This window comes from Pseudomonas fluorescens (assembly GCF_000730425.1).
GTDB lineage: Bacteria > Pseudomonadota > Gammaproteobacteria > Pseudomonadales > Pseudomonadaceae > Aquipseudomonas > Aquipseudomonas fluorescens_X.
The window spans coordinates 1,747,622-1,761,309 of sequence record NZ_CP008896.1 but is presented as its reverse complement, the minus strand read 5'-3'; the positions used below and the strand labels follow the sequence as shown (position 1 = coordinate 1,761,309).

Annotated in this window: 17 protein-coding genes and 1 tRNA gene; 8 read left to right on the top strand and 10 right to left on the bottom strand. The window is 62.0% G+C overall.

The features are described 5' to 3' along the window. Positions 1–113: 113 nt before the first annotated feature. Positions 114–189: transfer RNA gene (locus HZ99_RS07585), tRNA-Asn, on the bottom strand. 132 nt (positions 190–321) lie between these two features. Between HZ99_RS07585 and HZ99_RS07580 the strand changes: the two genes are divergently transcribed. After that, a complete protein-coding gene (locus tag HZ99_RS07580; RefSeq protein WP_051903114.1) occupies positions 322–810 on the top strand; it encodes a hypothetical protein in 489 nt (162 codons plus the stop codon). Here HZ99_RS07580 and mug read toward each other — a convergent pair. Together mug and HZ99_RS07570 are read right to left on the bottom strand one after the other, a co-directional pair. After that, positions 805–1,308, bottom strand: a complete 504-nt coding sequence (mug, locus tag HZ99_RS07575; protein WP_038442100.1) for a G/U mismatch-specific DNA glycosylase — start codon at positions 1,306–1,308, stop codon at positions 805–807. The genes HZ99_RS07580 and mug overlap by 6 nt on opposite strands. Further along, complete coding sequence (locus HZ99_RS07570; RefSeq protein WP_038442099.1) at positions 1,301–2,173, bottom strand: LysR substrate-binding domain-containing protein; 873 nt, start codon at positions 2,171–2,173, stop codon at positions 1,301–1,303. The genes mug and HZ99_RS07570 overlap by 8 nt, the downstream gene beginning before the upstream one ends. A 133-nt stretch (positions 2,174–2,306) precedes the next feature. On the opposite strand from HZ99_RS07570, the gene HZ99_RS07565 reads away from it, so the two are divergent. The 4 genes from HZ99_RS07565 to HZ99_RS07550 are packed head-to-tail and all read left to right on the top strand — an operon-like array spanning position 2,307 to position 6,489. After that, positions 2,307–3,359 carry an agmatine deiminase family protein gene (locus HZ99_RS07565; protein ID WP_038442098.1) on the top strand — a complete coding sequence of 351 codons (1,053 nt, stop codon included), beginning with the start codon at positions 2,307–2,309 and terminating at the stop codon, positions 3,357–3,359. A 4-nt stretch (positions 3,360–3,363) separates the two neighbouring features. Then, positions 3,364–4,272 (top strand): N-carbamoylputrescine amidase, encoded by a 909-nt coding sequence (gene aguB / locus HZ99_RS07560; protein WP_038442097.1) that lies wholly within the window; start codon positions 3,364–3,366, stop codon positions 4,270–4,272. A 1-nt stretch (position 4,273) separates the two neighbouring features. Then, positions 4,274–5,359, top strand: a complete 1,086-nt coding sequence (locus HZ99_RS07555; protein WP_038442096.1) for an extracellular solute-binding protein — start codon at positions 4,274–4,276, stop codon at positions 5,357–5,359. A gap of 20 nt (positions 5,360–5,379) precedes the next feature. After that, positions 5,380–6,489: an agmatine deiminase family protein gene (locus HZ99_RS07550; RefSeq protein WP_038442095.1), complete on the top strand. Its 1,110-nt coding sequence runs from the start codon at positions 5,380–5,382 to the stop codon at positions 6,487–6,489. A 209-nt stretch (positions 6,490–6,698) separates the two neighbouring features. Here HZ99_RS07550 and HZ99_RS07545 read toward each other — a convergent pair whose 3' ends face one another. The 3 genes from HZ99_RS07545 to soxR form a co-directional block, all read right to left on the bottom strand. After that, positions 6,699–7,595, bottom strand: coding sequence for a bestrophin family protein (locus HZ99_RS07545; RefSeq protein ID WP_038442093.1), 897 nt, complete (start codon positions 7,593–7,595; stop codon positions 6,699–6,701). Between the two features lie 77 nt (positions 7,596–7,672). Beyond that, entirely contained in the window at positions 7,673–8,971 is a 1,299-nt protein-coding gene (locus HZ99_RS07540; RefSeq protein WP_051903112.1) for an MFS transporter, read from the bottom strand. 212 nt (positions 8,972–9,183) lie between these two features. Then, positions 9,184–9,666 (bottom strand): redox-sensitive transcriptional activator SoxR, encoded by a 483-nt coding sequence (gene soxR / locus HZ99_RS07535; protein ID WP_038442092.1) that lies wholly within the window; start codon positions 9,664–9,666, stop codon positions 9,184–9,186. 193 nt (positions 9,667–9,859) lie between these two features. Between soxR and HZ99_RS07530 the strand changes: the two genes are divergently transcribed. Continuing rightward, the gene (locus tag HZ99_RS07530; protein WP_309544538.1) at positions 9,860–10,555 is read left to right on the top strand and encodes a tRNA (adenine(22)-N(1))-methyltransferase; all 696 of its coding nucleotides are present in this window, start codon (positions 9,860–9,862) and stop codon (positions 10,553–10,555) included. A gap of 36 nt (positions 10,556–10,591) precedes the next feature. Here HZ99_RS07530 and HZ99_RS07525 read toward each other — a convergent pair whose 3' ends face one another. From HZ99_RS07525 to HZ99_RS07515, 4 genes are all read right to left on the bottom strand, one after another. Then, positions 10,592–11,221, bottom strand: coding sequence for a LysE family translocator (locus HZ99_RS07525; RefSeq protein WP_038442090.1), 630 nt, complete (start codon positions 11,219–11,221; stop codon positions 10,592–10,594). A 186-nt stretch (positions 11,222–11,407) separates the two neighbouring features. Beyond that, entirely contained in the window at positions 11,408–11,575 is a 168-nt protein-coding gene (locus HZ99_RS27660) for a DUF2986 domain-containing protein (RefSeq protein WP_080727686.1), read from the bottom strand. A gap of 225 nt (positions 11,576–11,800) precedes the next feature. Then, the gene (locus HZ99_RS07520; protein ID WP_038442089.1) at positions 11,801–12,487 is read right to left on the bottom strand and encodes an MOSC domain-containing protein; all 687 of its coding nucleotides are present in this window, start codon (positions 12,485–12,487) and stop codon (positions 11,801–11,803) included. Further along, on the bottom strand, positions 12,484–13,053 hold the full coding sequence (locus HZ99_RS07515) for a MarR family winged helix-turn-helix transcriptional regulator (protein ID WP_038442087.1): 570 nt from the start codon (positions 13,051–13,053) through the stop codon (positions 12,484–12,486). Before HZ99_RS07515 ends, HZ99_RS07520 begins: the two co-directional genes overlap by 4 nt. A gap of 115 nt (positions 13,054–13,168) precedes the next feature. Here HZ99_RS07515 and HZ99_RS07510 point away from each other — a divergent pair, with 115 nt between their 5' ends. Further along, positions 13,169–13,399 carry a thioredoxin gene (locus HZ99_RS07510; protein WP_038442086.1) on the top strand — a complete coding sequence of 77 codons (231 nt, stop codon included), beginning with the start codon at positions 13,169–13,171 and terminating at the stop codon, positions 13,397–13,399. 32 nt (positions 13,400–13,431) lie between these two features. Next, entirely contained in the window at positions 13,432–13,686 is a 255-nt protein-coding gene (locus tag HZ99_RS07505; RefSeq protein ID WP_038442085.1) for a DUF2024 family protein, read from the top strand. Positions 13,687–13,688 lie beyond the last annotated feature (2 nt).

The following is a 13,688-nucleotide window of genomic DNA, read 5'->3' as shown; positions in this document are numbered from 1 at the left end:
TAAAATGGCTGGTATCCACCGGAATCCGACAGAACGCCAAAACGAAAAAACCCGCCAGAAGGCGGGTTTTCGGGGGTTTCAGAGATTTTGAAAGCCTTCTCTGGAACCTTGTCTGGCTCCACGACCTGGACTCGAACCAGGGACCCAATGATTAACAGTCATTTGCTCTACCAACTGAGCTATCGCGGAATGCGGCGTATCTTACTGATTGAAAAGGATAAGTCAATCGTTTTGTGTGTTTTTCAAGCGGCGTGTGACATGGTGTGGAGCCGTTTACCCCTCGGCGCAATGCCACAGATATTGGGCGTTTAAGGAAAAACCATGAATATCAGTTGGGTGGAGTTAGCCTTCGGTGCAATGGTGATCATTGCCCAGGGCTTGTCGTTTTGGTTCATATACTGGCTGTTCAAGAAGCTGCGTAAACCCAAGCCAGCCGCTGCGGCCTATGCCCCCGGCACAGGCCTTGATGGCAAGGCGATTCCAGTCTTGGCCACGTTCATCGGGTTGCGCAGGGTGCCGTGGGTGGCCTTGGCCACCAATAGCCTCAACCCGGTGTTTCGTCTTGATGGTCAGCAGATGATTTACCGGGTTTTACGTCAAAAACAACGGCTGTTACGCGATGTATCACGGGTGGATATGCGTACTGCGTATGGCACCTTCAACCTGATTTTTGAATTCGCCGATTCGCCGTTCACCTTTATCGTGAACCTGGGCAGTGCATCGCGGATGGCCTATGTGCTGTCGTTGCTGCCTCCTGGCATAGCGCTTTCCGAGCGGGCGCAGGCGGTGCGTATGCCTGCTGCGCTATAACGCGCAATAAAGCCGAGCATAGGCCTGCACCAACTGCTCCTGTGTAAACGCCAGATTTCGCCCACTGGGATTGGGCAGCACCCACACCGCAGCCTCCCCCAGCGTTCGCGGTTGCAGCCCCCACGCCACCTCCCGTTGACCCGACAGCGCGCAGTAACCGGCCTTACCCAGAAATGCCACATAGCGCGGCGCATAACGGCGGATTTTCTGTTCAAAACCCTCTGCCGCAGCCTTGAACTCGTCCTGTGACAACTGATCCGCCCGCGCGGTCGGCCGTTCCACGACGGTTGTCAGTCCGCAGTGGTACTGCAGCAGAGTCCGGTCATCCTCGGGCGGCACTTGATGGGGGGTAAACCCGGCCAGGTGCAAGGTGCGCCAGAAGCGGTTGCCGCGCCCGGCAAAGTGATGGCCCTGGGCGGCGGCCAGCAGGCCCGGATTGATCCCGCAGAAAATCACCGCCAACTGATCGGCCAGAATATCGTCCAGTCCTTCACTCATGGGGGCCTCCCAATGCCAGATTGTCCAGCAACCACTGGCTGAAGCTGCGCGCCAACGGGTCGTTTTCGCTGTCGCGGTGGGTCAGCAGGGCCCAGTTGGGGCCGCGGATGGTCGCGTCGACCAAAGGTTGCAGCAGGCCGTTGTCCCGCGCCTGCTGGCTCAGCAACTGGCTGACCAGGGCGATGCCCAGGCCGCCGCAGGCCGCGTCCAGCAGCAGGCCGGGGTCGGAGAAATTCAGCCCGTGATCCTGCTGGCCCACATCGATCCCGGCTTCCACTGCCCAATGGCTCCAGTCCATTTCCCGCTCGCCATGCAGGGTCGTGCGTTGCTCGCGGGGCAGCGCCAGTACGCTGGGGTGGCCGGCGGGGTACAGGCGGTCGGCGTGCAGTACTTTGAAGCTGCATTCGGCCTGGGCGCTGATGTCGTCGCGCACGGCGAGGTCGATGGTCTGGGTGGCCATGTCCGGTACTTCGTCGGTGCTGAACAGCCACAAGTCCACGTCCGGATGGTGCTGGCGGAAGTCGGCCAGGCGCGGCAGCAGCCAGTGGCGGGCGAAGGCGGGCGTGGTGTTGAGCACCAGTTGATTGGCCTTGCGGTACTGCCCCAGCCGCCGCACACCCACCGACAGTTGCTGCAACAGCGCCTGGGTTGTGCTGAGGAAGTCATGGCCGGCATCGGTCAGGGCGACGGCGCGCCCATTGCGAAAGAACAATGGCTGTTCCAGGTACGCTTCCAGGCTGCGGATCTGCTGGCTGATGGCTGACTGGGTCAGGTGCAGTTCATTGGCAGCCTTGTGAAAACTGCCCAGTCGCGCTGCCGCTTCAAAGCCGCGCAGTGCCCCCAGGGGCGGCCAGTGTTTAAGCATGCTGATAAGTTTCTCTAATCATTTATCTGCAAAATCCATCGTTTGTTTGACGGTCAGGCCAACCGTAGCATGCATCCCCATACCGTGTACGTCGTTTTCGGTGAACACAAAGGCTTAACTCAAGGGGGTTGTCATGCTGCACAACGAAATGCCACACAGCGGCTGGTGGATGCCGGCGGAATGGGCCAGGCATGCTGCGACCTGGATGGTCTGGCCCCATAACCAGGCACTCTGGGAGTCGGGATGGCGCGTGACCCTGGCCCAGGTGCAGGCGGATTTTGCCCGGGTCGCCAATGCCATTGCGCGCTTCGAGCCGGTGAAGTTGGTGGTTGACCCCTCTGCACTCGACAGCGCCAAAGCCCTGTGCGGGCCCAACATTGAGCTGATCGCGCTGGCGGTCAACGACAGTTGGTGCCGCGACTCCGGCCCCAGCTTTATTGGCCACCCGCAATGGGGCCTGGCCGGTGTCAGCTGGCGTTTTAACGCGTGGGGCGGCAAGTCGGCCCACGACCTGGATGAAAGCCTCGCCCGGCGCACCCTCAACCACCTGGGCCTGCCGTGTTTCGGCACGCCGTTGAGCAATGAAGGCGGGGCGATTCATGTGGATGGTGAGGGTACGTTGATCACCACCGAGTCGGTATTGCTCAACCCCAATCGCAACCCGGGCATGAGCAAGGCCGAGATGGAGGCGTTTTTTGCGCGCTGGTTGGGGGTGACAAAAACCATCTGGCTGCCGGGCGACCCGCAGCATGTCACCGGGGATATGACCGATGGCCATGTTGATGGCATCTGCGCCTTTGCCCGCCCTGGGGTGTTGCTGGTAGACGCCACCCACGATCAGGGGTCGGTGTATGCCGAGGTGGTCAGGGAAAACCGCCGTGCCCTGGAGTTGGCCACCGATGCCCAGGGCCGCCGGTTTGAGTTGATCGAACTCGTTGAGGCCAGCGAGGCGGTGGATGCCGACGCGCAGGTGTTTTGCGCGTCCTACACCAACTTCTACATCGCCAACGGCGCGATCATCATGCCGGCCTATGGCATCGCGGCGGATCAAGTGGCTGCGCAGGTGTTGGCCCAGGCATTTCCAGGTCGTGAGGTGGTACCGGTGCGTATCAATCACTTGGCCCATGGCGGCGGGGGCGTGCATTGCATCACCCAGCAGCAGCCTGCCTGGCCGGTAAAGGAGTGACGCCATGCGCTCGCTGACCATCGCCACCACCCAGATGCCCTGCAGCTGGGACCTGCAGCGCAACCTTGAACACGCCGAACGGCTGGTGCGTGAAGCGGCCAGTCAGGGCGCCGAAGTCATCCTGCTGCAAGAGCTGTTTGCCACGCCGTATTTCTGCATCGAACAGCACCACAAACACCTGGCCCTGGCTGAGGAGTACCGCCACAGCGCGCTGCTCAAGCATTTCGCCGCGCTGGCCAGGGAACTGGGCGTGGTGCTGCCGTTGAGCTGGTTCGAAAAGGCCGGCAATGCCTATTTCAATTCATTGAGCGTGGCCGATGCCGACGGGCAGTTGCTGGGGGTGTATCGCAAGACCCATATCCCCAATGCCATCGGCTACCAGGAGAAGGAATATTTCAGCCCCGGCGATACCGGCTTCAAAGTCTGGGACACCGCATTCGGCCGCCTCGGCGTGGGCATTTGCTGGGACCAGTGGTTCCCCGAGACCGCCCGCTGCCTGGCGTTGCTTGGCGCTGAGGTGTTGCTGTTTCCCACCGCCATCGGCTCCGAGCCCGGCTGTGCCAGCCTGGATTCCCGTGACCACTGGCAGATGACCATGCGCGGGCACGCTGCCGCCAATCTGCTGCCGGTGGTGGCGGCCAATCGTGTCGGCCGGGAAGTGGCGACCTGCGACCCGGCCTTGCAGATGGACTTCTACGGTTCGTCGTTTATCTGCAACCACAAAGGTGCACTGCTGGCCGAGGCCGACCGCGCCAGCGCCGGTGTGTTGCTCCAGCGCCTGGACCTGACGGCCATGGCTGAAGAGCGCCTGACCTGGGGCATCTACCGCGACCGCCGCCCGGAAATGTATGGCGGCTTGCTGACTCAGGACGGTCGCCACCTGCACCCACGCTGGCAGACCCAAGGGGTATGACATGAAGCTGATCCACTGCACCCTGGCCCTGAGCATCGTCATCCCGACGGTACAGGCGGATGAAAAGATCCTGCGCCTGTACAACTGGGCCGACTATTTTGCCGAGGACACCCTGGCGCGCTTCACCGCCGAAACCGGGATCCAGGTGATCTACGATGTGATGGAGGGCAGCGAGACCCTGGAGGCCAAGCTGATGGCCGGTGGCAGTGGCTATGACCTGATCTTCCCCGGCGATACGGTAGGCGAGCGCTTGATGCGCGCCGGCAGCCTGCAGGCGCTGGATCCGGCGAAGCTGGTGGCGCTGGCCGATATCGAGCCGGGCCTGCAACAGCTGCGCAGCCATTACCGAGCCTCCAGTCAGGCCACGGTGCCCTACACCTGGGGCACCATCGGCCTGACCTATAACACCGAGCAGATCCTGCAGCGCATGCCGAATGCACCGGTCAATAGCCTGGACCTGTTGTTCAAGCCGGAGCTGGCCAGCCAATTTGCCGATTGCGGTATCTCGCTGATCGACTCGCCGGATGAGGTGCTGGCCGTCGCGCTGATCTACCTGGGGCGCGAGCCGCGCAGTGCCAGGCCCGAAGACCTGGCTGCGGCCAGTGCCCTGTTGCTCAAGCTGCGACCGTACATCCGCAAGTTCCAGTCGCAGCCGGTGACTGACCTGGTCAATGGCAACCTGTGCCTGTCCCTGGGCTACAGCGGCGACATGACCCAGGCCCAGCGGGCCGCCGATGCGGCGGGTAAAAAGGCACGGTTCCAGTACCACATCCCCCGTGAGGGCACGACGGTGTGGATGGACACCATGGCCATTCCTGTGGATGCGCGGCACCCGGAATACGCCTACGCGTTCATCAACTTTGTCATGCGCCCTGAGAACATGGCGGCGATCAGTAACGCCACCGGCTACCCCACGGCCAATGCCAAGGCCCGCATGAGCGTTGAGCCTGCCATGGCCAACAATCCGCAGATTTACCCGGACGCCACCACCTTCGGGCGATTGGTGGCCGGGCAGGACATTCCCCAGGCCGATATGCGTGCACGCATGCGGGTTTGGACTAAATTCAAGACGGCCATCGGTCAATGATGGCCCACACAGAGGTACCTATGAGCACACGACGCCAATTCATCAAACAGGCCGCGGTGGTGGCCAGCCTGGGCGCTGCCGCGTCCATGGGGCTGCCCGTGCAGGCAGCGGTTCTGGGCCGTTGGTTCATGCCCGACGAGGGTGAGAAGCACCAGCGCGCCTTTATCGCCTTTGGCGCCCAGGAGGCGATTCACGAAGATTTCACCCCCGCCGTGCAGGACGCCCTGGGCCGCATTGCCCGGGCGATTGCCGAGTACGAGCCGGTCACGGTGTTCTGTCGCGAAGATGAGCGCGAGCTGGCCGAAGAGAAATGTGGCACCCGCAATATCACCTTTGTCCACACGGAACTGGATGACATCTGGATGCGTGACACCAGTGCCAACTTTGTCGTGGATGACAAGGGTCAACTGGGTGCGGTGGACTTCAACTTCAACGGCTGGGGCAACAAGCAGCAGCACGCCGACGATGCCGAGCTGGCGGCTCACGTTGCCGAACTGGCAGGCGCAACCTATATCCGCAGCGAACGGGTGGGAGAGGGCGGTGCCATCGAAGTGGATGGCCACGGTACCGGGATCATGACCGAAAGCAGCTGGGTCAATGCCAACCGCAACCCCGGTTGGAGCAAGGCCGACATCGAAGCCGAACTCAAGAGCCGGCTGGGCTTGCGCAAGATCATCTGGTTGCCGGGCATCAAGGGCAAGGATATTACCGACGCCCATGTCGACTTCTACGCACGCTTTGTCTCGCCGGGCGTGGTCATCGCCAACCTGGACACCGATCCCGAGTCCTACGACCACAAGGTGACCTTGGCCCACCTGGACATTCTCAAGCAGGCCACCGATGCCGATGGCCGGCCATTGCAAGTGCATACCGTATCGCCGCCGCTGAACCCACGCCGCAACCGCTTCAGCCGTGACAACCCGGACTATGCCGCCGGCTACATCAACTACTTCGTGATCAATGGCGCTGTGATCGCACCGCAATTTGGCGACAAGACTGCCGACCGCAAGGCGTTCGACCTGCTATCCCGGCTTTATCCGGGGCGCAAGGTGGTGCAGCTGGACATCGATGCGATCGCCGCCGGTGGTGGTGGCATTCACTGTGTGACCAGCCACCAGCCATGGGTTTAGCGCGTTGCTCTGGCAAGGCGCTCCAGGCGCGACAGCAACCCCAGGCTCATGACCCGCATCAGCAGGCCCAAGGCTGCGCGGTTGCGCAGCACGGTGACCCATGGGGTTTTTGCGGTGGGCTGTGCCTGGCGGCCTGGGCGAGCGCATTGCGATAAACAAAATGTTTGGCGCGACGCATCAGTATTAAGGGGTCGCAGGATGAAGGCTTTTTAATGGCAGTCCCTGTGTGAATCTCCCAGCGAATCACGTTGCATCGACTGCAGGTTTTTCTCGATGGTTTCGCAGATGGCTTCGGTCTGGATCTGGTGTTCGCTTGCGCGAAACGGGCTTTGCAGGTCGGTGCCGATGCGCTCGATGGCCAGCAGCATAAACCCCACCACCGTCGAGGCCAGCGGGGTGAACCAGCCGAGGGACTCCACCAGCCCCACCGGCACAATCAGGCAGAACAGCGAAATGAACAGCCGCGGAAAATACACGTAGGGGTAGGGCAGCGGCGTATTGGCAATGCGTTCCATACCGCCCTGGCTGTTGGACAGGTCGACCATGGTCGATTCGAGCCGCGCCAGGCGAATGCTGTCCAGGCGCCCGGCCTTGTACTCCCGGGCCAGCAAGGCGGCGGAGCCGGTAAGAATGTCGTTGGCAAAGTTGTTGGTGGCACCGTTGCGTGCGAACTCATCCGTGGGGATAAATGCCCGCACTTCCTCCGGGCATGGCTCACCGCGCAAGTGCGCTGCCAGGCAATTTACATAGGCCACGTGGCGGCGCAGCAGGGTCGACTTGATCGGGTTGACCTCGCACTCGGGGTCATCCAGTAACGTCAGCACCTGCCGCGCAAAACTGCGCGAGTTGTTGACCATCGCGCCCCACAGCGTGCGCGCTTCCCACCAGCGGTTATAGGCGCTGGTGTTGCGAAAGCTGATCAGCACCACCAGCGCCGAACCGAGCAACGTCAGGGGCATCAGCGGCAAATTGATCTTGGCATTGAGGAACAGCATGAAGTCCACGGTGACCGCAATATCCCAGAGCAGCAGCCAGAACAGTGACCAGCCTACATAACCCATGGTCTTGATGATCAGGCGGTACTTTTTGACGATGGCAGCTTTCAAATACAAACCTCCGAGCGGGCGAAAAGCATCAGTGCCCTAGCTCGGACGGTGTTTGTGCAAGAAAGGTTCGCCTGGCGTCAGGCGTCGTGCAGGGAAATGCGCGAGGTCTCCGGCAAGGCCAGGCCACCGGCTAGTGCGAGCAAGGCCACGGCAATCAGGTAAAACGCCGGTGACAGGTTGCTGCCGGTGGTGCTGATCAGCCATGTCGCCACCAATGGCGCAGTACCGCCGAAGATCGTATAGGCCATGTTGTAGGTGATCGCCGAGGCGGTGTAGCGCGTGCGGGTCGGGAAGGTTTCCGAGAGCAGGGCCGCGGTGACCACGCCGCATAACACCGCCCCCACCGCCAGCAGCATCACGCCGACGATGGACGCGGTGAACGAGCCGGAACTGGCCATCAGGAACGATGGATACACCACCACCATCAACAGGCCACAGGCGGTCATCACCGTGACGCGCCGCCCGACGCGGTCGGAATACCAGCCGGCCGCCGGGCACATCACGGCGGCGAAGATCAGCGCAATCAGCGACACCAGCAACGCCGTGGCCCGGCTCAGCCCACCGGCCACTTGCAGGTACGTGGCAAAGTAGGTGGTGAACATATAGAACGACAGTGCCGTCAATGACACAAAGGCGCCCAGGCAGCAGATGGCCGCGCCATGGTTGCGCAGGGTTTCCTTGAGCGGCGAGTGGGCCACGGCGTGCTCTTGTTTGACCGCCTGGAATGCCGGCGTTTCATCCAGTCGCCAGCGCAGGTACAGGCCCACCAGGCCCAGCGGCGCGGCGATCAGAAACGGCAGGCGCCAGCCCCAACTGCCCATGGCTTCGGCCGACAGCGAGGCTTCCAGCGCATAGGCCACCACCGCCGCCGAGGCGAAGGCGGCAAAGGTCGACACCGGGATGAAACTGCCGTACCACGCCCGTTTATCGCTGGGTGCGTGCTCCATCAGGTAGGCGCAGGCCCCGGCGTATTCACCGCCGGCGGAAAAGCCCTGGGCACAACGGATCAGCGACAACAGAATCGGCGCCGTAACACCTATTGCGGCATACGTGGGCAGCAGGCCGATCAAGGTCGTCGCCCCGGCCATCAGCAAAATGGTCATCGCCAGGGTGCGTTTGCGGCCGATGCGATCGCCCAGCATGCCGAAAAAAATCCCGCCCAGTGGCCGAAAGGCAAAGGCCACGGCAAACACCGCGAACGTCTTGAGCAACGCTGCGCTGGCATCGCCACTGGGGAAAAACTGCTGGGCGATGGTGGTGGCGAGAAAACCATACACGGCGAAGTCGAACCACTCGACAAAATTGCCGATACCGGCGGCGACGATGACTTTTCTCAGGGTTTGCGGCGGGACCTGTTCGGTGGATGCATGCGTCATGGCGGGGCCTCGGCATTTCGTCAGTAAGCCCTCGATTATCAGGAAAGCGCCCGGGGTGGCTTACTTCAAAAGTGTCCTCGGCATAGTCAACACCGACCTGCTGCCCATGGATTGACCTGTAGGAGCCGGCTTGCCGGCGAAAATCGTCAACGATAACGCGGGGAGCCTGGCGCCCGATGCCGCTCTCAGGTTTTTCGCCGGCAAGCCGGCTCCTACAGGGCGGGTTCGGCCCGGCTGGTGCGCTCCAGGATCCTCGGCCCCGGTCCTTCCTGGCCCAGGCTGTCGCCTGGGTTGCGCAAGGGGCAGTCGTTCAATGACAGGCAGCCGCAGCCAATGCAGTTGTCCAGGCTGTCGCGCAAGGCTTCCAGGGTTCGGATGCGTTCGTTGAGGTTGTCGCGCCAGGCCGAGGACATTTCCCTCCATTGCGCGGCCGTCAGTTTGCTGTTGGGCGGGTAACGGCTCATGGCGCGCTTGATCTCTTCCAGGGGGATCCCGGTGCGTTGCGCCACCTTGATAATCGCAATAGTGCGCAGCACCAGCGACGGGAAGCGCCGTTGGTTGCCAGCGCTGCGCGTGCTGACGATCAAACCCTTGGACTCATAGAAGTGCAAGGTGGAGATCGGTACGCCGCTGCGCCTGGCCACCTCGCCGATGGTGAGGGAGCGCACACCGTCCGGGGTTTTTTCTGCTGCCATGGATGTTGCCCTCAGGTTAAGTCGAGGTTTTATAGTCCTGCCCGATCTTTGCTGCAACCGCTTTGCATGGCCTGTGGGGGCGCGGAGCAGGGCCTGGGATGGGCGAGGGTGTGCTGGCGCTGGCCTGGCGCGTGTCCAGGCTTTACCCTGCGGCCCTCAGTGAGGCATGTGGCACCTTGAAAAGGAACAGCAGTTGAACCAAAACACATTGTCCATGCGCCTTGAGCGCGTGGCGGCGCAGGTGCCGGCCGGAGCGCGGCTGGCCGATATCGGTTCGGATCACGGCTACTTGCCGGTGGCGTTGATGAACCGTGGCGCGATTGTCGCAGCGGTCGCCGGCGAGGTGGCGGTGACGCCGTTGCGCGCGGCCCAGCGTACCGTGTGCGACAACGGCCAGGAGCAGCATATCCAAGTGCGTCTGGCCGATGGCCTGGCGGCAATCGAGCCGGCGGACCGGATCAATGCAGTCAGTATCTGCGGCATGGGCGGCGAGACCATCCGCGATATTCTCGACAGCGGCAAGGCGTTCCTCAGCGGCCAGGAACGCCTGATCCTGCAACCCAACGGCGGCGAACAACCCCTGCGCCTGTGGCTGATGGACAACGGCTACCGCATCCTCTGCGAGGAACTGCTGCGGGAAAACCGCTTCGATTACGAAATCATCGTCGCCGAGCGCAGTGGGCCGGTGAGCTACAGCGCTGAACAACTGTACTTCGGCCCGTTGCAGATGCAGGCCCGCAGCCCAGCCTTCCTGGCCAAGTGGCAGCGTCTGCTGCGCTACAAGCAACGCACCCTGAGCCAGTTGGCCGAGGCGCGACAGGCGTTGCCCGAGCACAAAGTGCAGGAGCTGGTGCAGGAGGTACTCTGGATTACGCAGTTACTGATGTAGATCGCCATTTAGCGGTAGGAGCCGGCTTGCCGGCTCCTACAGGGGCTGGCGTTTGCTGAAGGCCAGCCGTGCAGCGAACAACACAAAGAGCAGGCCGGTGCTGCGGTCCATCCACGTGATCACCTTGCCCCGGCGCAGCACGTCGGCCAGCGGCTGGGTGGCGCCGATCAGGATCAGGGACCACGCCAGGCCGAGTACCACATGGATGCTCACCAGGCCAAATGTCCAGGCGACCAACGAATGCCCCTGGGGAATGAACTGCGGCAGGAACGACACGTAGAAAATCCCGATCTTGGGATTGAGCACATTGCCGAGCATGCCTTTCAAGAACCAGCGAGTACCGGGGTGGTTAGGGGGCTCGCCAGCTGCCAGTGAACGGCGTGGGCGCAACAGCATGTTCAGTCCCAGCCACGCCAGGTAAGCGGCGCCGCAGTACTTCAGGAGGTTGAACGCCATCTCTGATACTGCAATCAACGCACCCAAGCCAAAGGCCACCGCAGCACCCCATAAAAAACAGCCCGCATTGATTCCAAGCGCCGCGCGCAACGCCTGCTGCTTGCCCTCTACCGTAGCGGTGCGCAACACCAGCGCGGTGTCGAGCCCGGGGGTGAGGGTCAATAGCGTTGCTGCCAGGGTAAAGGCGAGCAGATTGTCGGTGATGGACATGGGGTGGGTGCCTGCACAGTAAGCCTGGGGGCACGTTATCACAGGCCGATGGCGGGGCCGGACAACCCGCCCAGAAAGCCTGCCACCTGCTATGCGGGCTTTGACGGGGGAGTCAAACGCCCGGCGGCTGGTCGGACTGCCAGAGCGTGTGCGGGGGGTGAGAGTTGTCGAGGGGGTAGTCTTGAGTCAATTGGGCGTATCGGGGGCGGTCGTCGTGTCCTGAGCGGTCTGCGCTTCCAGTTTCAAACGGTCGGCCTTGCTGATGTACTTGTCCTTGCTTTTGGGGGCCAGTTTGGCATTGGCCTTTTTGGCGTTGGCTTTCAATATCTGATTGATTTTCTTGCGACGGTTCATGCTTTCTACTCAGCGCGTTGATGCTTGGATGATATCAGTTCAAACACTTGGCCGAATGCTTCTGTAGGAGCCGGCTTGCCGGCGAAGGACCGGGGCGTGGCGCGGGGTGGCAGGGGGCTGCGGGTTATCGTTGAAGATTTTCGCAGGCAGCCAGCTCCTACAGGTGTTGTTGGTTAACGTTGTCTGGCGTTGACTCCCGCTTAATGGCGAAGAATCAGCCGCGCATCAGCCCTGCAGGCGGGGGGCCCAGTCCTCGGTTATGCCTTTTTCCAGGCGCCGTTCCAGCGTACGCCGCCATGACGGTACCAACGGTAGAGCCAGACATTCGCGCAACAGTTCGCTCTCCACTCGCTTGTCGAACAGCACTGCTGACAAGCGTGCCAGCGGCCAGTCGGCAAATGGCCGCTCGACCAGTTGCAGGCTGTCGCCCGCACTCACCACACCTTCTTCCAGCACCCGGTAGTACCAGCCAGTGCGGCCCGACTGCTGCACGCGCAACGCCAGTTGGGCGACGGCGAAGCGGTCGCTGAGCTTCCAGCACGGCATGCGCCCCTGGGACACCTCAAGCAAGGCGGTCCCGGCCTGGATGCGATCGCCCAGGCAGACGTCATGCTCGCTCCAGCCCGTGGTGCTGAAGTTCTCGCCAAAGGCCCCGGGCTGAGCGAGCAATGGGTGGGCTCCCAACTCGTGGGCCCAAAGGGCGTAGTGCTCGAAGGGGTAGTGGTGGATGGCTTTTTCTACTCCGCCATGGACGCGCAGGTCGCCCTGTTCGTCGCCGAGAAGGCCCAGGGTGGCGACTTCCAGTTGACCGTGTCGCGGCTGTTTGTCGATGGCACTTTGTGAACCCGGGCGTGTGAAAGGCTGCGCGCGGCCGGTGAGCAGGGTGTCGAGGCGGATAGTGGGCAGGCTCATGCAGGTACCTCCGGTGTTTGATGTTCACGGCAGATCAACGCGGCTTCGCTTGGCGCCAGGGGTTCCAGGGTCAAGCCGCAAAAGGGCTGGCCCGCGACCTGCTGATGGAAGCGGCAGGTGCTGCACAGACCAAAACTGGGTACATCCGCGCCGCGCTGCACTTCGCGCAGCAACTCGCCCAGCAGCGCCTCAAGTTGCAGGCCACGGGGGCCCATGCGCGCCTCACCCGTGGCGAGGAAGTCTGGCGGCAACAAAGCGTCCAGCAGGCCACGTGCCGTGTCCGTCAACTGCAGATGCACGCTGCGCTTGTCGCGCGCATCCTGGGTCTTGACGATCAGCCCCTTGGCCTCCAGCGCCTTGAGTGACTGCGACACCGTGCCTTTGGTCAGGCCCAGGTAGTCAGTCACGCCCAACGGCGTATTGGAGTAGCGGTTGCAGCGCGCCAGATACATCAGCGCGCTCAACTGGATGGGTTGCAACTCGGCCAGCAGCGGGTGCTGGCGGAACCAGATGCGGCTGAGGCTGGCGAGCCTTTCAAGCAGATCGAAAAGGGTTGTGTCGGACATAAGTCTCTCCTGTCGACAGATAGTATCGATTAAATACTATGTTGACAAATCTCTGTGCTGGAGCGATCCTTGTTTCTGTATCGAATCGATACTAATTAAACGAAGGAGACTCAAAATGTCCAACGCACGCTTCTACCATGCTGGCTGCTCCGTCTGTGTTTCTGCCGAGCAGACCCTGCTCAACCTGCTGGACCCTGCACTCAAGGTCGAGGTTGTTCACCTTGGGGACCAGCCACAACGCATCGCCGAAGCCGAACAGGCCGGGGTCAAGTCGGTCCCCGCGTTTGTTCACGACGGCCAGGTGCTGCATCTGAATTTCGGTGCCTCCATCGATGACCTGAAGTAAGGCTCCGCCCGCAACCTGATAGGGGAACAGTGATGAAAGTAAATGTATTCGACACCCATGTGCGTACCCGTGATGGACGTTATCTGCATTTCGATGTGTTGATCGAGGGCAACGACCAGGCCCGCGCCACCCAGTACGCCCGCGACTGGATGGCCGAGCGCGGCGTACAGGATGGCGATATCGAACAGAGCCGCTGCCAGTTCTGCCACAGCGAACCGGCCCACCCCGAAATCGCTGCGGCGGTCGTCGGGAAGGGCTACTACATCATTGCCCTGGAAGGTTGCTAGGA